Origin of the sequence: uncultured Fretibacterium sp., from assembly GCF_938030725.1 — a bacterium.
Lineage (GTDB): Bacteria > Synergistota > Synergistia > Synergistales > Aminobacteriaceae > Fretibacterium.
The window spans coordinates 12881-32572 of record NZ_CALHIQ010000010.1; the positions used below are offsets into that span (position 1 = coordinate 12881).

General features: G+C 67.2%; 20 protein-coding genes. All 20 read left to right on the forward strand.

Annotation, left to right across the window (positions count from 1 at the left end):
• The first annotated feature begins 40 nt into the window (after positions 1–40).
• Positions 41–355, forward strand: coding sequence for a thioredoxin (gene trxA, locus Q0629_RS00490; RefSeq protein ID WP_366122852.1), 315 nt, complete (start codon positions 41–43; stop codon positions 353–355).
• Between the two features lie 228 nt (positions 356–583).
• Positions 584–997 (forward strand): hypothetical protein, encoded by a 414-nt coding sequence (locus Q0629_RS00495; RefSeq protein WP_298777582.1) that lies wholly within the window; start codon positions 584–586, stop codon positions 995–997.
• A 155-nt stretch (positions 998–1152) separates the two neighbouring features.
• Complete coding sequence (locus tag Q0629_RS00500) at positions 1153–1374, forward strand: cation transporter (protein ID WP_298777585.1); 222 nt, start codon at positions 1153–1155, stop codon at positions 1372–1374.
• A 30-nt stretch (positions 1375–1404) separates the two neighbouring features.
• Positions 1405–3285, forward strand: coding sequence for a heavy metal translocating P-type ATPase (locus Q0629_RS00505; RefSeq protein WP_298777587.1), 1881 nt, complete (start codon positions 1405–1407; stop codon positions 3283–3285).
• A 189-nt stretch (positions 3286–3474) separates the two neighbouring features.
• Entirely contained in the window at positions 3475–4551 is a 1077-nt protein-coding gene (locus Q0629_RS00510) for a hypothetical protein (protein WP_298777590.1), read from the forward strand.
• A gap of 8 nt (positions 4552–4559) precedes the next feature.
• The gene (locus tag Q0629_RS00515) at positions 4560–5852 is read left to right on the forward strand and encodes a tetratricopeptide repeat protein (protein ID WP_298777618.1); all 1293 of its coding nucleotides are present in this window, start codon (positions 4560–4562) and stop codon (positions 5850–5852) included.
• Between the two features lie 30 nt (positions 5853–5882).
• A complete protein-coding gene (locus Q0629_RS00520) occupies positions 5883–6677 on the forward strand; it encodes a hypothetical protein (protein WP_298777592.1) in 795 nt (264 codons plus the stop codon).
• A 7-nt stretch (positions 6678–6684) separates the two neighbouring features.
• The gene (locus tag Q0629_RS00525; RefSeq protein WP_298777594.1) at positions 6685–7455 is read left to right on the forward strand and encodes a hypothetical protein; all 771 of its coding nucleotides are present in this window, start codon (positions 6685–6687) and stop codon (positions 7453–7455) included.
• A gap of 11 nt (positions 7456–7466) precedes the next feature.
• Positions 7467–7784, forward strand: a complete 318-nt coding sequence (locus Q0629_RS00530) for a hypothetical protein (protein ID WP_298777596.1) — start codon at positions 7467–7469, stop codon at positions 7782–7784.
• Positions 7785–7857: 73 nt separating this feature from the next.
• Positions 7858–8700 carry an ADP-ribosylglycohydrolase family protein gene (locus Q0629_RS00535; RefSeq protein ID WP_298777598.1) on the forward strand — a complete coding sequence of 281 codons (843 nt, stop codon included), beginning with the start codon at positions 7858–7860 and terminating at the stop codon, positions 8698–8700.
• A gap of 118 nt (positions 8701–8818) precedes the next feature.
• Complete coding sequence (locus Q0629_RS00540; protein ID WP_298777600.1) at positions 8819–9259, forward strand: OsmC family protein; 441 nt, start codon at positions 8819–8821, stop codon at positions 9257–9259.
• Between the two features lie 5 nt (positions 9260–9264).
• On the forward strand, positions 9265–9876 hold the full coding sequence (locus tag Q0629_RS00545) for a Synerg-CTERM sorting domain-containing protein (RefSeq protein ID WP_298777602.1): 612 nt from the start codon (positions 9265–9267) through the stop codon (positions 9874–9876).
• A 198-nt stretch (positions 9877–10074) separates the two neighbouring features.
• Positions 10075–12219, forward strand: a complete 2145-nt coding sequence (flhA, locus tag Q0629_RS00550) for a flagellar biosynthesis protein FlhA (RefSeq protein WP_366122849.1) — start codon at positions 10075–10077, stop codon at positions 12217–12219.
• 68 nt (positions 12220–12287) lie between these two features.
• A complete protein-coding gene (flhF, locus tag Q0629_RS00555; RefSeq protein ID WP_298777604.1) occupies positions 12288–13712 on the forward strand; it encodes a flagellar biosynthesis protein FlhF in 1425 nt (474 codons plus the stop codon).
• Entirely contained in the window at positions 13709–14614 is a 906-nt protein-coding gene (locus Q0629_RS00560) for a MinD/ParA family protein (RefSeq protein WP_298777607.1), read from the forward strand. The genes flhF and Q0629_RS00560 overlap by 4 nt, the downstream gene beginning before the upstream one ends.
• Positions 14615–14616: 2 nt before the next feature.
• Positions 14617–15360, forward strand: a complete 744-nt coding sequence (locus Q0629_RS00565) for a flagellar brake protein (protein WP_298777608.1) — start codon at positions 14617–14619, stop codon at positions 15358–15360.
• Between the two features lies 1 nt (position 15361).
• On the forward strand, positions 15362–16465 hold the full coding sequence (locus tag Q0629_RS00570) for a chemotaxis response regulator protein-glutamate methylesterase (protein ID WP_298777610.1): 1104 nt from the start codon (positions 15362–15364) through the stop codon (positions 16463–16465).
• Between the two features lie 133 nt (positions 16466–16598).
• Complete coding sequence (locus Q0629_RS00575) at positions 16599–18692, forward strand: chemotaxis protein CheA (RefSeq protein WP_298777612.1); 2094 nt, start codon at positions 16599–16601, stop codon at positions 18690–18692.
• A gap of 14 nt (positions 18693–18706) precedes the next feature.
• A complete protein-coding gene (locus tag Q0629_RS00580; protein WP_298777614.1) occupies positions 18707–19342 on the forward strand; it encodes a chemotaxis protein CheC in 636 nt (211 codons plus the stop codon).
• 2 nt (positions 19343–19344) lie between these two features.
• Positions 19345–19692, forward strand: a 348-nt coding sequence (locus tag Q0629_RS00585) for a chemotaxis protein CheD (protein ID WP_298777616.1), incomplete at its 3' end; no start/stop codon positions are given.

Genomic DNA, 19692 nt, shown 5'->3' on the forward strand with positions numbered 1-19692 from the left:
GAGGGTTTTCAGAGTTTGGAAGTTTAGAGGAGGGAACGCGATCGTGGCGACGCTGGAGATCACGAAGGCGAATTTTGACGACGAGGTCGTTAAGTCGGAGAAGCCGGTGCTCCTCGACTTCTGGGCGGAGTGGTGCGGCCCATGCCGGGCGCTCGCCCCCGTGGTCGAGGAGATTGCGGCGGAAACGGAAGCGGTCAAGGTCGGGAAGGTCAACGTGGAGCGGGAGATGGAGCTGGCGCGGCGTTTCGGCGTAAGCAGCATCCCGACGCTCATCCTGTTCAAGGGCGGTGAGGTGGCGGAGCGCACCGTGGGCGTGCAGCCCAAGGCGGCCATCCTCAGGATGCTGGGCCTGTAGGCGAAGATGACGATCGGGCGGGGCCGTCCCTCCGGGGGCGGCCCCGCTTCACTCCGGCGTCCCGGCCCGCGCTCCAGTTCCCCTCTCATAACTCCAATGACCCCCATAACCCTCCATAACTTCGATAACAAACCTCATCCCCTGCGGGCTGGTATAATAGTCGCGGTCATGGGCCCATAAGGCCCGTGCGAGGACCGAGTTGAGGTTTAGAGGGAGGTCGTCTTAATTATGAGACGTTCTTTGTGCGCGCTGGCCCTGGTGCTGGTCGTGGCGGTCGCGGCCTTTGCCGCGCGGCAGGAGTTCCAGCGCTTTTCGGTGGACATCCCCGAGGGGTGGTCGGCGCGGGATATGGGCAACGGCACGGTGGCGATCCTGGCCGACGACCGGTCCGCTGCGGTCAGCGTGACGGTCAACAGCCTGGGGACCTCCACGCTGGAGGAGACGGCCCAGGCCATGGCGAAGGCCCTGGGCGGGACGGACCCGACGGTGGATGAGGACGGGGATTGCCGCTTCACCTTCTGGAACGGCGGCGTGGAAACGCAGGCGTTCCTGACGGGTGGGGAGGAGGAGTACATGATGCTGGCCGTCACGGGACAGAACGACGCCTTGGCGGGCATCCTGGGGACCATCGAGCTCCACTGAACCGGACGCGGCGTCTTGCCGCCGGAGGCTTGCGGCATGGAGGCTGCACTGCGTCCTTGACAGCCGCTCGGCAAAGGGGTTATACTGCCCTTAACATTCAAATATACGTTTGAATGATTAAACGAGCCGCGGGCTCTTGGGGGAGGCGTTGAGCGATGAGGAAGAGCTACAGGATCGAAGTGGACTGTCCGAACTGCGCGAACGAGATGGAGGAGGCGGCGCGGAGGACGCCGGGCGTGAAGGACGTCTCCGTGAACTTCATGGCGCTCAAGATGAGCGTGGACTTCGAGGAGGGGGGGGACCCCGCGGACGTGATGGAGGAGGTTCGGCGGAACTGCAAGAGGGTCGAGGACGACTGCGAGATCTTCGTTGATTAGCGGCGGCGCGGGCTGCCAGGGGGTGGGCTTATGAGCGGAAAACAGAGGAGGAACCTGATCCGCATCCTCGTCGCCTCGGCCATGATGGCCGCGCTCCACTTCGCGCCGGCGCGGGGCCTCCTGCGCTTTGCGCTGTACCTCGTGCCGTACCTCGTGGTGGGGTACGACATCCTCATCAAGGCGGTGAAGGGCCTCGTCCGCCGCCGGCCCTTCGACGAGTGCCTGCTGATGGCCGTGGCCACGGTGGGCGCCATGGCGCTTGCCGTGTACGAGGACGGGGACTACGCGGAGGGCATCGCGGTCATGCTGTTCTACCAGGTGGGCGAGTGGTTCCAGAGCTACGCCGTGGGCAAGAGCCGCCGCAGCGTCAGCGCCCTGATGGACATCCGCCCCGACCACGCGAACGTCGAGTGTGACGGCCGGCTGAAGCGGGTGGACCCGGAGGATGTGCCCGTGGGGACGGTCATCACGGTGCTGGCGGGGGAGCGCGTGCCCATCGACGGCGTGGTGATCGAGGGTAGCTCCAGCCTCAACGCCAGCGCCCTGACGGGCGAGAGCCTCCCGCGGGACGTCGCGCCGGGGGACGGGATCGTGAGCGGCTGCGTCAACGGAGGCGGGGTGCTGCGCGTCCGGACGACGAAGGAGTTCGGGCGGTCCACCGTGTCGCGCATCCTGGAGCTGGTGGAGGACGCTGGCTCCCGAAAGTCGCGGTCCGAGGCGTTCATCTCGCGCTTCGCGCGGGTCTACACGCCCGCGGTCGTGTTCGGCGCCGCCCTCCTGGCCCTCCTGCCGCCCCTCGTCCGCGTCGCGGCCATGGGCCTTGAGCCGGCCTGGGGCAGTTGGGTCTACCGCGCCCTGACCTTCCTCGTCGTCAGCTGTCCCTGCGCCCTGGTCATCAGCATCCCGCTCTCCTTCTTCGCGGGCATCGGCGGCGCGGGGCGCGAGGGCGTGCTCGTCAAGGGATCGAACTACCTCGAGGCGCTGGCCCAGACGCGGACCGTGGTGTTCGACAAGACGGGCACCCTGACGAAGGGCGTCTTCGAGGTGACGGCCGTCCACCCGGAGAGGCTGGACGAGAGGGGCCTGCTGCACCTGGCGGCCCACGTGGAGCGCTACTCCACGCACCCCGTCGGGAATTCCCTGCGCCGGGCGTATCCCGACGAGGCGGACGACTGCCGCGTGGAGGACGTGCAGGAGGTGGCGGGCCAGGGGGTCCGGGCCCGCGTGAACGGACGGACGGTCTGCGTCGGGAACCCGGCGATGATGGAGTCCGTGGGCGCGGCGTGGCACCCCTGCAACAGGCACGGCACGATCATCCACGTGGCCATCGACGGGGAGTACGCCGGTCACGTCGTGATCGCGGACGTCGTGAAGCCCAGCGCGCGGGAGGCCGTCGCCGAGCTGCGCCGGGCCGGGGTGAGGCGCACGGTCATGCTGACCGGGGACGATCGGGGGACGGCGGACCTCGTGGCGCGCGAGCTGGGCCTGGACGAGGCCTGGGGCGGCCTCCTGCCCGCGGACAAGGTGGCGCGGGTCGAGGCCCTCATCGAGGAGGGGCGCGGCGGAAAGCTGGCCTTCGTGGGCGACGGCATCAACGACGCGCCGGTTCTGGCGCGGGCGGACGTCGGCATCGCCATGGGGGCCATGGGGTCGGACGCGGCCATCGAGGCGGCCGACGTCGTGTTGATGGACGACGACCCGCTGAAGATCGCGAAGGCCATTCGGATTTCGCGCCGGTGCCTCGGCATCGTCCGCCAGAACATCGCGTTCGCCATCGGCGTCAAGCTCCTGTGTCTGGCCCTGGGCGCGCTGGGGTATGCCAACCTGTGGTTCGCCGTCTTCGCGGACGTGGGCGTCATGGTGCTGGCGGTGCTGAACGCCATGCGGGCGCTCTTTGTGAGGAACCTTTAAGGCACACGACGCGGACGGCTCTTCGGAGGGACCTCGACAGGGGTCCCCCTTTTTTCTTGAGAAATTCGGCTCAAAATAAGGTAGAATAATAAAACAAAACCCATGGACGGCTGGCGCGTCCTGCCGTCCGCGGGAGCTTAAATTTTCAGGCGGCGGCGGCCGTCCGACGCGGGGAGTGACCCTTGTCCCATGAGGATACGCAGTGTTTGGAGGGCCGGAGCGGTCCTTCTGGTCCTGTTGACGTTAGTGCTCTCCCCGGCCCGCCGCGGCGCGGCCGCGCCGGCGCCGCGCACCGTCAGCGTGGTGATCTTCCCCACGCTGAACACGACGGGCTTTGAGGTCTGGGAGAGCAAGTACTACCCCTACAACGTGCTGGAGCGGCGGATGTCGGAGTACCTCGAAACGCTCTACAAACGTTCGCCCCTCATCGAGGCCAGGATCCTGGACGAGTCGGGGGTCAATCAGTGGCTGGCCGGGTCGCGACGGGGCGACGACATGGCGGTGCAGATGGAGCTCTGCGAGGCGGTCCTGAAGGAGCGGCGCGCGGTGGGTAGCGTGGAAACGGGGCGGGTGCAGCTGCGCCTGCGGGTCTACGACTCTGCCCACGTCAAGCAGGTCGCCGTGCGCAGCACGGAGGGCGCCGACCGACGCTTCACGCTGGACTCGCCGGAGGGTGCTTTCTGGCTGGACGCGGCGGCGGTGTCCCTGTTCGTCCCCTTCAAGAACGGGCTGGACCTCTTCGGCCTCACCGAGGGGAAGGACCGGGGGCAGCGGATGAGCCGTCCCACCTGGGATCAGTTCCGCTCCACCTCCCACTGGCAGGCCGTCAAGAACGCCATCGACGAGGCCTATCGCCAGTCCATGGCGCAGATGATGAACGTCATCCACAGCAACGAGCCGCAATCCGCCAGCATGGCGAACGACACCTTCTCTCCCACTTTCTCCACCGTCGGCCGCATCCTGGCCCCCACGGCCCGCTCCACGCGCCGGCGGCGCGAGTACATCATCTCGTTGGGCGGCATGGCCCAGGGCTCGCAGGACTCCGTGAGGGTGGGGGAGGTTCTGGACGTGGTCCGCAGCGACACCTACGTCACCGTGGACCCGGAACACCCCGTGGCGGTCCTGCCGGAGGTCATCGGGAAGGTGAAGGTGATCCGCGTGTACGATCTGAACGCGGTGGTTCGCGTCATCAAGGACAATAAAAAGGAACCCATAGCCCTTAAGGATATGGTGATCAAGAGGACCGGAGTTTCGGGGAGGCGCTGATGGCCGTGATGTGGAAACTGTTTTCGTTGAACGGCAGGTCGTTCCGTCGCGCGGCGGGGGCGGCGCTGCTTCTGGCGGGGGCGCTGTGCGCCGCGCCCGTCCCGGCACGGGCCAACGGCAACGCATCGGCAGACGCCCCGGCGCCAGCCGAGCCCGCTCCGAAAGAGGCGGAGGCGCCCGTCCGGAAGGCCGTGCGCAAGGCCCCTCTGAAGAAGGCGAAGCCGAAGGCCGTGCGCAAGCCGGCGCGAAAGACGGCGGCCCTCAGACCGGCGGTCAGCGCGCTGGAGCAGGGCATCGCCCTCATGGAGCAGGACCGCTGCTCCGCGGCGCTGCCGTGGCTGCGCCGGGCCCTTCAGGAGAACCGCCGGAGCGCTGCGGCGTGGTATTGGTACGGCCTGTGCCACGAACGGACGGGGCAGTTCTACGAGGCGCAGTACTTCTACACGAAGGCCCTGGAGTGCGACCCGACCTTTGAGCCCCTCGCCCGCGTCGTCGTCTACCCCGGCGACGGGTCGAAGACCCCCCTGTGGGACCCAAAGCGCCCCGCACGGGTCTACTCCATCCCCACGAACGCCCAGGGCATGGCCACGATCCCACCGGATGCCCCCCAGGCGCGAAAGCTGCCCACCCGTCCGCCCCTCGACCCGCAGCTGCCCAAGGTCCCGCTGTACGTGCCGCCGGAGCCGGGTGCTCAGCCCGCGGACGGCGATGCGTGGCAGCCTTCCCTGTACGTGCCCCCGACGAGGGGCAGCGCGCTGGAGGCTGGAGAGGAGCAGCCCGCGTACCTACCGCCCCCCGCGGGCGCCCTGCCGGGCACGGTGGAGGAGCCTGCCGCGGTCGTGCCCCTGCCGGACGTCCAGCCCGTCTACCAGCCAGGCGTGGGCGTGACGCAGGTCCCGGTCGGTGTGGCGCCGCAGGTTCAGGGAGGTGGCGCGCCGGTCTACCAGCCGCCCCAGCCCCAGGCCGAGCCGGAACAGCCGAAGCCCGCTCCGCGAAAGCCCCGGCCGAAGAGGAAGCCGGCGCCCAAAAAACAGGCTCCGGTCAAGGCTGAGGCGTCCCCCCTCAAGGCTGCGGGCGCGCCGAAGGAGGAGCCCGCGGTGCGGAAGGCCCCGGAGCTTCCTGCGCCGGAGCCCGTGACGATCCTGCCCCGGGCGGCGTCCCCGGATCGGGCGGCTGCTGCAGAGCCGTCGGCCCCGGCGTCGCCGGAGTACCTGCCGCCGGTGGGGCAGAGGGTCGAGGGAACCCAACCGCTTCCCCCCGTAGGGCAAAAGGCCCCGGACGAGGATTCCAAGATTCAGTAGCGGTCAAACTTAAAGAAGGAGTGACGATCGGTGAAAGACCTGAGAAGGGAGTTTTGCGCGATCCTCGCGCTGGCGCTCGCCCTGACGGCTCTGTCCGCCGGCTCCGCGTCGGCGATCCCGATGGGGGCGATGCTGGTCCATCAGCCCGCCTACGATGGGATGAGCTTTTACGTCTATCAGCCCGCCGGCATCCCAGGCGGCTGGTACGTGACCTACGACAGCTATCCCGTCTGCAGGGGCCGGGACGGCGTCTGGCTCTACGGTGCCGTGAACGGAGCCGCCATCGTCCCCACCACCTGCGTGGTGGGCTCCGTGCATCCCTCGGTGGCTGGGCTCGTCCCCTGGGGAGGCGTCGTGCCGACGGCGGCCGTCGTGCTGCCCTCGCCGGGTGCCCCCGTTGCTGTGGTCCCCGGTCCCTGCGCGGGCGTGCCGGTCGTCCCGGTCGTCCCGACGGTCGTCCCACAGCCCGTCGTGGTGCCGGTCTGTGAGCCGGCGCACCCCATGCCGGCGACCTTCCTGACCATCGGGGGATGGCGCTGCAGCGTGGATCGTATCGGCATCCTGAGGAAGCCGGCGATCCCCGTGGCGTGGCTGGGCAATCGCCCGCAGGTCATCTACGCCTGGACGGGCCTCGCGTGGCGTCAGCTGAACGTGAGGGATGGCGACAACCCCCTGTCCGTCCTGCGCAACAACGCCTACGACCTGGCGCGGGCTGCGAACCGGGAGAGGTGTGGCTGGAACAACTCGGACACGGCCCTCCTGATTCGCTATGCTGCGATGTGGGGCTACGGCTGGATGGGGCAGATCCCGCTGGAGAGGTTTTGAGAGGGCCATGCGGTCGCGTTTAGGGCGCTTTGTCCCCGGCGGGGCGCTTCTGGCCCTCGTCCTGACGGCCCTGGCCCCCGCGGAGGCGAAGGTGTACGTGACGGAGCCCCTGCTGGTGGCTCAGCCCTCCTACGCGGGGATGCAGTTCTACGTCTTCCGGCCCTACAACATGCCGAAGGACTGGTACGTGACCTTCGATGGTTTCCCCGTCCGAAAGAACCCGGACGGCGTTTGGGTCTACGGGACGTCCAACGGGCCGAACCTCACGCCGACGAACTACATCGTGGGCTCCGTCGTGCCCTCCATGGCGGGCATCACCCCCTGGGTGCAGCCCGCGCAGATCTCCGAGCTGCGCAAGCTCCCTACCCCCGAGATGATCGCCGTGCGGCAGTCCGCCCCACCCGCCTCGAAGCTGGCCGCCGGGCAGGCCCACTCCACCTGGATACCGGACTGGACCTACAACTCGCGCTTCATGGCGGTGGGGAACTGGAAGGGCAGCGTGGACCGCATGGGGGTGCTGCACAACCCTGCCGTGCCCATCGCCTGGCGCGGAACGTACCCGAAGGTCATCTACGCCTGGACGGGGCGCAGCTGGTACCAGATCAAGCCGAAGGAGTACCAGAGTCCGCTGGGGGCGCTGAAGGCGGAGCTCTACAGCCTGGTGCGGATGGTGAAGCACAACCGGTTCACCTGGTACGAGGAGGACATGCCCGTCCTGGCCCAGCAGGCCACGGCGTGGGGGTACTACTGGATGGGGGAGGTCGTTCCGGAGCGATGAGAGCCAAAGGGATGAAGGTTGCCCTCCTGGCGGTGGCTCTGGCGGCGGCGCGGGCCTCCGTCCCCTACGCGCCCCCCGCGGTGATCAACGAGGCGGACTGCCTCAGCGCCTTTGCGATGGACGTGCGTCCCAGGCGCAACCCCGGCACCGTGGGGTCCGTGACCGCGGACGGGTATCCCGTGCTGCTCCGCCCCTCCGGGGCGGCGTGGTACGTCATGCCTCAGGGGATGCCCCTTCCGACCTCCGTCATCCTGCGGGGCTACCCCGGTGCGGACTTCTCGCCGGGCCCCGGCCCCGCCGCAGCGCCCCTTCCGGTTCCGCCCTATTAGGGCGAGGAGGGGTGCGGACCCGGTCTTTCCCCGCGACCTTTCTGGATCATGCAGTGAAAGGCGGTGATTTTTTATGTTGGGTGCGATCGTGGGCGATGTCGTGGGGAGCCCCTACGAGTTCGATCGCAACAACGTCAAGACGACGGATTTCCCCCTCTTCTCTCCCTCCTCGAGGTTCACGGACGACACGGTGATGACCCTCGCCGTGGCCCAGGCCTTGATGGACGCCATGCCAGGCAGGGGAGAGAAGACGGACGAGGCGGTGCTGGAGGCGGCCCTGGTGCGGCGGATGAGGGAGTTCGGCAACCGTTTCCCCTATGCAGGGTACGGTTCCCGCTTCTCGATGTGGCTCACCACGCCGGACCCGAAGCCCTATAACAGCTTCGGCAACGGCTCCGCCATGCGGGTTTCTCCCGTGGCGTGGGCGTTCGACGACCTGAGGGACGTGGAGCGCTATGCGGAGGTCACGGCGCGGGTGTCCCACAACCACCCCGAGGGCATCAAGGGCGCCCAGGCGACGGCCTCAGCCGTCCTGCTGGCGCGTTACGACTGCTCTCGCGATACGCTTCGGAAGTACGCGGCGGTCTGGTACGGCTACGACATGAGCCGCACCACGGACGAGATCCGTCCGGGCTATCACCACGTGGAGTCCTGCCAGGGGACGGTGCCCGAGGCCCTGACGGCCTTCCTGGAGGCCGAGAGCTTCGAGGAGGCCCTGCGCCTGGCCGTGTCCCTCGGCGGCGACAGCGACACCCTGGCGGCCATCACCTGCTCCATGGCGGAGGGCGCGTGGGGCGTGCCGCCGGAGATCGCGGCGCGGACGGCCGACCTTCTGGACCCCTTCCTTCGGGGCGTGCTGGACCGGTGGGAGGCCTGGCGCGCCAGCGCCTTGCGGAGGAGTTCCCTGGACATTTAAGGGCCACCCGAGTGTTTCTTTAACGTGAACGTGGGGCTACGCCCCAATTTCTGCGCGCCCGCAGGCAGTGCCTAAGGGCGGGTGCGCAGGGAAATTCAGGAAAGGAAAGAGATGTCGTATGGCAAAGAAAGGCGCCGTGTTTCAGCTGACTGCAGAGGAGCGGGACCCCTATTCCTTTGAGTTCACCGTGGGGCGTCACAAGCTCCTGATGAGCCGCACGATGAAGTCGGAGGACCTGCCGGTGTCGGGCTTCTGCCCTGTGGACTTCCTGATGGCCGGCATCGCGGGCTGCGTGGGGATGACGATCCGCGACCGATTGGAGGCCCGCGGCATCGCCTTCAGCGGGCTGCGGCTCGAGGCGGCGGGAACGCGCACGGAGGATTGGGAGAAGAACGGCCTGAACAGCGTCAGGACAAAGGTGTTCGTCAAGACGGACGCCCCGTTGAAGGAGGTGGAGGCGGCCGTGGCGGACGCGGAGGCCTCCTGCACGGTGCGCAGCACCATCGCGGACCCCCCGGCTTTCGAGACGGAAGTCGTCCTGGAGAGGCCGGAGGCGTGAGCGTCATGAGCGCGATCAAGAGGGGGATCGGCCTCCTTGCGCTGGGTCTGTCCCTGGCGGTCGTCCTGCTGGCGCTCCCCGCCGCGGCGGCCTGGGACGCTGCGGGCCGCTGGCTGATCGAGGGCACGGGGTACGGCGAGAAGTCGCCCGTGCGGCTCAGGCTTGCGCTGGACGGCTACATGGACCTCAAGACGGTGACGAGCGGCGACGCGCGCTTCGTCACGGGCTACGACCTCAACATGCGGCTGGATACGTCCCGAGCCGGGGTCAAGACCTGGACGGAGGAGATTCACGAAACGCTGCGTATCCCCATTCCCCTGCCGTCCCTGGCCCCCACCGTGAATGAGCCGTTCAAACTGCCCGCCTTCAGGGCGGATGGGTTGACCTACGCCGTCACGCTGACGTCCGCCACGTCGGGGACGGTGGACATCTACGGGACGATCGACCTGGACGTCCTGGGCCGGACGGAGGTCAACTCCAAGAGCGCCGTCTGGAAGGACGGCACCAGGCGGCCGGACCTGGACGACGACCTCAAGAGCGGCTGTAGTGCGGGGACGCCGTTCCTCGCCCTGGCGCTTCTTGCGCCGCTCGCGGGCGTCCTGCGCAGGCGGCGGTAGATCGACGAGTGGGGCGCGCGTCCCCGTGACCTTCGGTCGCGGTCGGACGCGCGCCCCGTATTTTTTTGGCGTTTTTCGGCCCTTTCGTGTACAATTATCTGGATATAGCCTGAACATTATCGTGATGAGCGCGTCCTCGTCCTCCTCGTCGTACTGCCGCGGAGGGTGAGGGCAGCCCTTCGAGGAGGCGGGGACGGGGTGGCGGAAACGGCGGCGGAGCACTCCATGCTGAAGAAGGTCTTGAACTACTCGGACGTGGGCGTTGCCATGCTGATGGTCCTGGTCGTCGTCATGATGGTGATCCCCCTCCCGACGTGGCTCATCGACGTCCTGCTCTCGGCCAACATAACGCTCGGCGTCGTCACCCTGCTGGTGACCTTCTACGTCAAGCGGGCGCTCGACCTCTCCGTGTTCCCGACGCTGCTCCTGATCGTCACCCTGTTCCGACTGGCCCTGAACGTTTCCACCACGCGCCTCATCCTGCTGAACGGCTATGCGGGAGAGCTGATCCTGGCCTTCGGAAACTTCGTGGTGGGGGGCAACTACGTCGTGGGCGTCGTCATGTTCCTGATCCTCGTGATCATTCAGATGCTGGTCATCACCAAGGGTGCGGAGCGCGTGGCGGAGGTGGCGGCCCGCTTCACCCTGGACGCCATGCCCGGCAAGCAGATGTCCATCGACGCGGACCTGAACTCCGGCCTGATCGACGAACAGGGCGCCCGGACCCGCCGCCAAGAGATTCAGAAGGAGGCGGACTTCTACGGGGCCATGGACGGCGCCTCGAAGTTTGTCAAGGGGGACGCCGTGGCAGGGCTGATCATCACGATGATCAACATCGTGGGGGGACTGTCCATCGGCGTCTTCATGCGGGGCATGCCCCTCGAACGCGCCGCCCAGGCCTACAGCCTCATGACGGTGGGGGACGGCCTGGTGGGGCAGATCCCGGCACTGCTCTTCTCGACGGCCATGGGCGTCATCGTGACCCGGGCGGCCGCGGCCTCGGAACTGGGGCCGGACATCGTCCAGGCCTTCACGCGCTACACCCGGCCCCTCTACCTGGGGTCCGCGATGCTCTTCGCCTTGGCCATGATCCCCGGCCTGCCGACGGCGCCCTTCCTGGTGCTGGCCCTTTTGACGGGGATAACAGGCTACATGGTGGGGCGCGAGGAAACGGCCTCCGCCGTGGAGGCCTCCCTTCCCGCGGGCGTGCCAGGAGCGCCCGCGCCGGGCGTCGGCGCTCCGGCCGGGCCTTCCGCTTCCGCAGGGGCTCCCGACGCGGCGGAGCCCAAGGCCCCTCCCGCTTCCCCGGAGGAGGTCATGAAGCTCCTCACGGTGGAGCCCATGGAGGCGGAGATCGGCTACGCCATCATCCCCCTCATCGACCCCGCCCAGGGCGGCGACATGCTGGACCGGATCGGGACCATCCGCAAGCAGATGGCCGTCGAGATGGGCATCGTCGTCCCCCCCATCCGCATCCGGGACAACATTCAGATCAAGCCCACGGAGTACATCCTGCGCGTCAAGGGCGCGGAGGTGGGGCGCGGCGAGCTCCTGCCGGACCATTACCTGGCCATGAACACCGGAGGTGTCGAGGAGGACCTGATCGGCGTGCCGACGAAGGAGCCCGCCTTCGGCCTGCCGGCCCTCTGGATATCCCCGGACCTCCGTGACAAGGCTGAGGCCATGGGCTACACCGTCGTGGACGCCCCCTCCGTGCTGGCGACGCACCTCTCCGAGGTCATCCGCAAGAACGGGGCGGACCTGCTGACGCGGCAGGAGGTCAAGAAGCTGACGGACATGGTGAAGGAGTCGGCCCCCGCCGTCGTGGAGGAGCTCCTGGCCTCCCTGTCCCTCGGCGAGATTCAGAAGGTGCTCCAGAACCTCATTCGAGAGCAGGTCCCCATCCGGGACCTGGTGACGATCTTCGAGGCGCTGGCGGACTATGGCAAGGCGTCCCGTAGCGTGGACTTCCTGACGGAACGGGCGCGCGAAGCCTTGTCGCGACTAATCTCCCTCAAGATCCAGGGGCCGGACGGCGTCATCACCGCCGCGACGCTCTCCCCCAACTGGGAGCAGCGGATCATGGCGGGGGTGGACGGCGACCTGGCGCGGGGCTGGCAACTCAACATGGACCCCCGCGACGTGCAGAAGATGATCGCCGCGATCTCCCGCGCAGCGGACGACATGGTGATAAAGAACCTGCCCCCGGTCCTCCTGGTCCACCCGGACGTGCGCCTCATCGTCCGCCGGCTGATCGAGGGGTCGATATCGAACGTTTTTGTGGTATCGTACAATGAGATCGTGCACGGCGTGCAGATCAAGACGGTGGGCATGGTGGAGTAGGCCGGGGAAACAGAAGCGCCGGCGCGGCGTTTAACTTCGGTAGATTGCAGGGACGGTGGGGACGGACGATGCGGGTGGTCAATCAGATTACTTTCGAGGCGAAGGACGACGCCGACGCGATGCGCCTGGCCGTGGAGCGGCTGGGGCCGAACGCGGTGATCTTCTCCACGCGCACGGTGAGGACCGGGGGCGTGTGGGGCTTCTTTCAGCGCACGGCGCTTTTGGTGACCGCCGGGATCATCGAGGACAGCGCGGAGGAGGGCAAGGCAAAGCCCAAGCCCCGGACGAGGGAAGCGCGCGACGACGGCGAAACGAGGCGTGAGAACCTGATCGCCTTTCAGAAGCTCATGGAGTTCAAGGACAGGACGTCGGGCGGCGCGGCCAGGGCCCCGGTGGGGGAGGAGGGATACCGCCCCCAGGGAACGGGCGCCGTGCCGGAGGGTGACCGCGTGCAGATATCTCAAGAGGGGCTGCAGCAGCCGGATGCCGCGCCCTCGGTCCCCGCTCCGGACCCCTCTGCGACTCCCCTCTCCGCGGGGGACGCGAAGAAGCTGATGGACGAGGTGGGAGCCCTCTCTCAGCGCGTGGAGGCCCTCTTTGCGCGGTTGGCCGCGGGCGGAGAACAGGCCCGGCCACAGGCTACGGAGGCTCCGGCCCCAGCGGCCCCTTCGTTTCATGCGGGGCTTCCAGCGGCTCCCGTCGCCGAGGAGGCTGGGCTGAGCGCCGCGGATCGGGAGATCGAGCAGCGCCTGCGGGCCTCGGAGGTGGACGAGAAGTACGTCCGGAAGCTCCTGGCCGACTACGGCGCCACCGACCGTTCTCAGCCCTTCACGGACTGGCTGGCCTTGCAGATCGCCTGCTCCGGGGACGACGGCGGGGACGCCGTGGGAGGGCGCAAGGTGATGCTGCTGGGTTCCACGGGGGTCGGGAAGACTACGACCATCGCCAAGCTGGCGGCCATTCAGGCGCTCCTGGAGCACCGCAGCGTCCTGCTCCTCACGAGCGACACCTACCGCATCGCCGCGGTGGATCAACTGCGCACCTATGCTAAGATATTGGGGGTGCCCATCGAGGTCGTCTTCGAGGCGGAGGCGCTGGGGTCCATCCTGAGCGGACACGAGGGCGCCGACCTCGTCCTGCTGGACACGGCGGGGCGCGCCCAGAGGGATGCGAGGACCCTTGAGGTCTTCGAGTCCCTCTACGACGCGTTTCAGCCGGACGCGGTGCATTTGGTGCTGGCAGCGAACATGAAGTACCGCGACATGCTGGACGTGACAAGGCGTCTGCCCGACATCCCGATCTCGCACCTGCTCTTCACCAAGCTGGACGAGACGGTTAGCTATGGGGCCATCTTCAACGTCCAGCAGGAGATGGGGCTTCCGGTGTCCTTCCTGACGGCGGGGCAGAACGTGCCGAAGGACATCGAGGTGGCTACGGGCGCCCGCATCGCGGATTTCCTGATGACGCCGGAAGGGGAGCGCCTGACGGCATGAACGCTGCCGGGGATCAGGCCGGGGAGCTTCGCCGCCTCGTCGAGGAGAAGCGTCAGGCCATCCGCCGGCGGGGCCGCCTGCGGACCGTCGCCGTCCTCAGCGGAAAGGGGGGCGTGGGAAAGAGCAACCTGGCGCTGTCCATGGCCTGCGCCATGGCGGATCGCGGCAGGCGGGTCGTCGTCATGGACGCGGACCTCGGCCTCGCGAACCTGGACCTCCTCTGCGGGGTCAGCCCGCAGCACAACCTGTCGCACCTGGTGGAGGGCAGCCGCGGCCTGACGGAGGTGCTGACGCCCGTTCCGCGGGAGGAGCGCGTGACGCTGCTGTCGGGGGGCGTGGGCTTGAAGGCCATGGCGGACCTCGACGACGACGCACTGCAGCGGGTGTTCGGCGCGCTGGAGGACCTTGAATCCCGTGCGGACGTGCTGATCCTGGACACGGGGGCGGGCATCCACCACGGGGTGCTGGCCTTCGCTCATGCGGCGGACCTGACGCTCCTGGTCACGACGCCGGAGCCCACCTCGGTGCGGGATGCCTACGGGGTCATCAAGTCCCTGGGGCCTGCGGAGGCGGGCAGAGAGCTCCTGCTGGTCGTCAACATGGCGAGTAGCAGGGCGGAGGCGCTGGACGTGGCGGACCGGATCCGCAGGGCGTCCGCGCGGTTTTTGGGGCGCTCTCCTTCCTACCTGGGCTGCGTGCTGCGGGATGCGTGCGTCGAGCGGGCGGTGCGCGGCCGAGGGATATTCTACCGCGCCTCGCCCTACTCGTCGGCGTCGCGCTGCGTCGGAGAGCTGGCGGAAGCGCTGCTTCAATGGGGAGAGGAGAGGACGGCGCCGCCCGAAACGAGGGGGCTGAGGTCCTTTTTTGCGAGGCTGGCACGGGGCTTTTTCATGGAGAAATGACGATGGCGACAGAACAGGATCAAGACAAGAACTTAAAGCTGATCAACTCCCTCATCGGCGCCAAGGCGGAGTTGAGCTTTTCGACCGGCCTCTACAAGGGAAAGTACGCCTCGAGGCTTGAGGACGTCGAGCCGGCGAAGGAGAACGATGGGCCGCTCTTGGGGATGGCGCACCCCATGTTCAAGGGGGCACTCCTCCCCGTGGCCCGCAGCTTGGAGCTCTCGCTGCGCCTGGAGGGCAACGCCTGCTTCTACCAGAGCCCGGCGGAGATCGTGCGCACGGTCGTCAACGTCCCCATCCCTCTGGTGTGGCTTCGGCTCGGTGCGCCGCTTGAGAGGGTGCAGCGGCGCATGTTCGTCCGCGTGCCCTGCGGGATCAAGGCGCGGGCGTACCTCTTGGAGGTGAACTCGGAGTACGAGGCGGCTGAGGCCGCGAGGCGGGGGGCGCCCCTGCCGGCCCCGACCCAGGCCTGGTTTCCCCTCCTCCTGAACGACATCAGCCTGGGGGGAGTGGGTGCCCTGATCCAGAAGGAGCAGGCGGACATGTGTCGCCTCAGGGCACGCTACCTCCTGCAGATGGCCGTTTCCGGCACGGAGTTCTTCGTCATCTGCGACATGGTGAAGACCCTGAAGGACGAAACGGGGCGGATTTCGGCGGGCCTGGTCTACGAGGGGCTTCCTGCCTTCACGGAGAAGCTGATGGGCGCTTTCATCCGACAGCAGGAATTGAGCGGGCGAGGTTCGTGATATGACGTCTTCTATTGACAGGAGCGGGAGGATCAGGGTGCTGGTGGTGGACGACTCGGCCTTGATGCGGCAGATGTTGAGCGACATCCTGAAGTCGGACCCCCGCATCGAGGTGGTCGGGACGGCACGGGACGGTGTGGACGCCCTGGCGAAGATCAAGGAGCTCAAGCCGAACATCGTGACGATGGACGTCGAGATGCCCAACATGGGCGGCCTGGAGGCCCTGGAGCGGATTATGAAGACGACCCCGCTTCCGGTCATCATGGTCAGCAGCCTGACCCAGGAGGGCGCGGAGACCACGATGAAGGCGCTGTCCCTGGGGTGCGTGGACTTCGTGGGCAAGCCGTCAGGTTCCATCTCGCTGAACATCCGCAGCGTCGGATCGGAGCTGATCGAAAAGGTGGTGGCAGCCAGTACGGCCTCCGTCCGTTCGCTGGCGCGGGGAGTGGGCGGAGCGGAGGCGATGCGGCAGCGGCCCCGACCGCTCCTGGAGTCGCTGGCTGCGGCGCCCCAGACGCCGCGCCCGTCGGCCCGTCGGCGGGAGATCGTGGCGATCGCCTCCTCCACGGGAGGCCCTATGGCGCTGTCCGAGCTGATCCCGAAGCTGCCGGGGAACTTCCCCGTCCCCATCGTCGTCACGCAACACATGCCGCCGGGCTTCACGGCCTCCTTCGCCAAGCGGCTGGACGGAGCCTCGGCGCTGAAGGTGGCGGAGGGGGCGGACGGCCTGGAGCTCAAGCCGGGGTTGGTGGTCATCGCGCCGGGCGGGAGCCACCTCATCTTCAGGCGCAGGAACGGCGCGGTGGTGTGCGAGCTCCTGGACGCGCCTCCGGTGTTGTCTGTCAAGCCTGCAGCGAATATAATGTTTATGAGTGTGGCGGACGAGTTCGGCGGAAACGCCGTCTGCGTCGTCCTGACGGGGATGGGGCGCGACGGGACCGATGGAGCCACGATTCTGCACCGTAAGGGCGCGTGGGTGATCGCGGAGTCACAGAAGACCTGCGTGGTGTACGGGATGCCGAAGGCGGCGGTGGAGGCGGGCATCGTGGACGAGGTGCTCCCGCTGAACGAGATCCCCGACGCCCTGATCAGGGCGGTGAAATAACGGCCCGGGGAGTTCGGACCGAGCCGCCGGACCCTTGACGGAGGCCCGCGGGGGAGGGACGTTGCGTTTTTTGAACGTGCCGGCGTTCCGGCACAGGGTTTTTTGGATATCACGAGTTTGGGGATGGTAGATCATGACGGATATGGACATGAGCCAGTACCTTGGCGCTTTCCTGGATGAAACGGACGACAACCTTCAGAGGCTGGACGACCTCCTGCTGGCCCTGGAGAAGAACATGGTCGATATGGACGTCATCAACGAAATTTTCCGCGCCGCCCACACGCTGAAGGGGATGGCGGGGACCATGGGCTTCAACCAGATGATGGGGCTGACCCATGCGATGGAGGATCGCCTGGACGCGGCGCGCAAGGGAACGAAGCCGCTTGCCGAGGCGGACATCAACCTCCTGTTCTCCGGCCTGGACACGCTGCAGAACATGGTGGACTCCATCCGGAACGGCGGAAACGACGCGCACATCGACGTTTCGCAGATGGTGGCGAAGTTCCGCGGCGAGGCCCCAATGTCGTCCGAAGAACCCGCAGCGCCCGCCGCTGCCGCCGAACCCGCTGCCGCCTCGGAGCTCTCCCAGCAGGAGGCGGAGTGGGTCATGGAGGCCAAGGACCTCAAGATGACGGCCTTCAGCGTTCGCGTCACGCTGAAGGAGAACTGCCTCCTGAAGGCGGCCCGCGCCTACATGGCTGTCAACCGCCTTGAGGAGCTGGGCAACCTCTTCAAGACGGAGCCCTCCGTCGAGGGCCTTGAGAACGAGCAGTTCGACCTCGACTTCATGGTTTACCTCGCCTCCTCCGAGTCCGCAGAGGACATCAAGAAGGCGGTGGAGAAGATCAGCGACATCGCCTCCGCCGACGTGGAGGAGATCAAGGCGGCGCCGGCCCCTGCCCCGGTGGCTGAGGTCGCTGCCGCTGCGCCCACCCCCGCCGCGGCCCCGACTGCGGCGTCGACCTCCGCCCCTGCTCCTGCCGCGCCTGCGCCCTCTGCGGCCCCTGCTCCTGCAGCCGCGGCTCCTGCCGGCGCCGCAGCTCAGAAGAAGGAGAGCGCGGCGAAGAAGGCCAGCCAGACGGTGCGCGTGGACATCGGCCGGCTGGACAAGCTGATGAACCTGGTGGGCGAGCTCGTGATCAGCAGGGCCCGCATCGAGCGCCTGGTGCAGGAAGCGCGGCTCAGGGAGTTCGACGAGCCACTGTCCCAGCTGGGCCGCATATCGGGCGACATCCAGGAGCTGGTGACGAAGCTGCGCATGGTCCCCGTGTCCTTCACCTTCGACCGATTCCCGCGCCTGATCCGTGACCTCTCCAAACAGCTGCAGAAGAACGTCGAGCTGGTGCTCGAGGGCGAGGAAACGGAGCTTGACCGCACCGTGATCGACGAGATCGGGGACCCGATGGTCCACCTGATCCGAAACTCCATGGACCACGGCATCGAGCGCCCTGCTGACCGCAAGGCACTGGGCAAGCCCGAGAAGGGCACCCTGAAGATCTCCGCCTATCAGGAGGGCAGCGGCGTCGTCATCGAGGTGTCGGACGACGGCGCGGGCATCGACCCGAACCGGGTGAAGGCCAAGGCCGTCGAGCGCGGCATTATCACGCCGGAGCAGGCTGCCTCCATGAGCGACGAGGAAGCCGTCCAGATCGTCCTCCTTCCGGGCTTCAGCCTCTCCAAGGAGGTGACGGACCTCTCCGGGCGCGGCGTGGGGATGGACGCCGTCAAGAGCAAGGTGGAGGCGCTGAACGGACAGTTCGACCTCGTGACGAAGAAGAACGAGGGGACTCACGTCTACATCCGCCTGCCCCTGACGCTGGCCATCGTCCTCTCCCTGCTCATCAAGGTGGGGGATGAAACCTACGCCATCTCCCTCGAAAACGTGGAGGAAACGATCCTGGTCAGGAAGGAGAACATCAAGACGGTGCACGGCGCGCCGGCCACGATCCTGCGGGGCGAGGTCCTCTCCCTGAGCGACCTGGGCGACGTCTTGGGCGCGGACGGCATCGAGCAGGACCGCGAGGAGTACCCCGTCGTGGTGGTGAAGATCGGCAAGAACAAGATCGGCTTCATCGTCAGCGAGCTGATCGGCCAGCAGGAGATCGTCATCAAGTCCCTGGGGAGCTTCCTGTCGAAGATCGACGGGATCACGGGCGGGACGATCCTGGGCGACGGAAACGTGGCGCTGATCCTGGACGTGGCCTCCTTCTACTCCACCAAGGGCTAATGCGGTGAGTGGCCATGCTTGACCTGAGTTCTTTCAACAACATGCAGCTGGACGCTATCCGGGAGGTCGGCAACATCGGCACCGGAAACGCGGCGACGGCGCTCTCCAAGCTCCTCTCGTGCATGATCGACATGGACGTGCCGAAGGCGGAGCTGGTCTCCATCTACGACCTCGCCGGCCATTACGGGGACCCCGATCAGCAGATGGCGGCGGTCTTCGTCCGGTCCCTGGGGGAGTTCAGCTGCAGCCTCATCTTCATCCAGAAGGAGGAGGACGCGGACCTGATGGTGAACCTCCTCCTGAAGCAGCAGTTCGGGGCGGACAACATCCCGAAGGAGCTTCCGCAGGAGATGAGCGACAGCGCTCTGACGGAGGTGGGCAACATCATCCTGAGCTCCTTCCTGAACGCCATCAACCTCCTGATCGGGACGCAGCATCAGATCTCCGTGCCGGGCGTGGCCCACGACATGCTCTCCTCCATCCTGGACGTCGTGGCCTCCATCTTCGGCCAGATGGGCGAGACGGCCCTGATGGTCAACACGGAGCTGAAGGTCGAGGAAACGGGCGACAAGCCGATCTCCGGCAACATCATCATGCTCCCGGACCCGGAAGCCCTCGAGTTGCTTTTGAGAAAGCTGCAGGTGCTCTAAATATGGAGAACAGCTACCTGCTTGGAATGGCCGACCTGGTGGTCGCCAACGCGCCTGCGAAGCTGGTGACCCTTGGCCTCGGCTCCTGCATCGGCCTCGTGGTCTTCGACACCGTCGCCAAGGTCGCCGGGATGGCCCACATCATGCTCCCCAACAGCCGCGGGGCTCAGGGCCTTGAGAAGGTGGGAAAGTTCGCGGACACGGCCGTGCCGGCGATCATCGACGAGATGATTAAGAAGGGGGCCTCGAAAGCCCGCATCAAGGCGAAGATCGCGGGTGGAGCTCAGATGTTTGCGCTCCCCGGCGCCCCGGCCGCCTTCCTGTCCGTCAGCGCCCAGAACGTCAAGGAG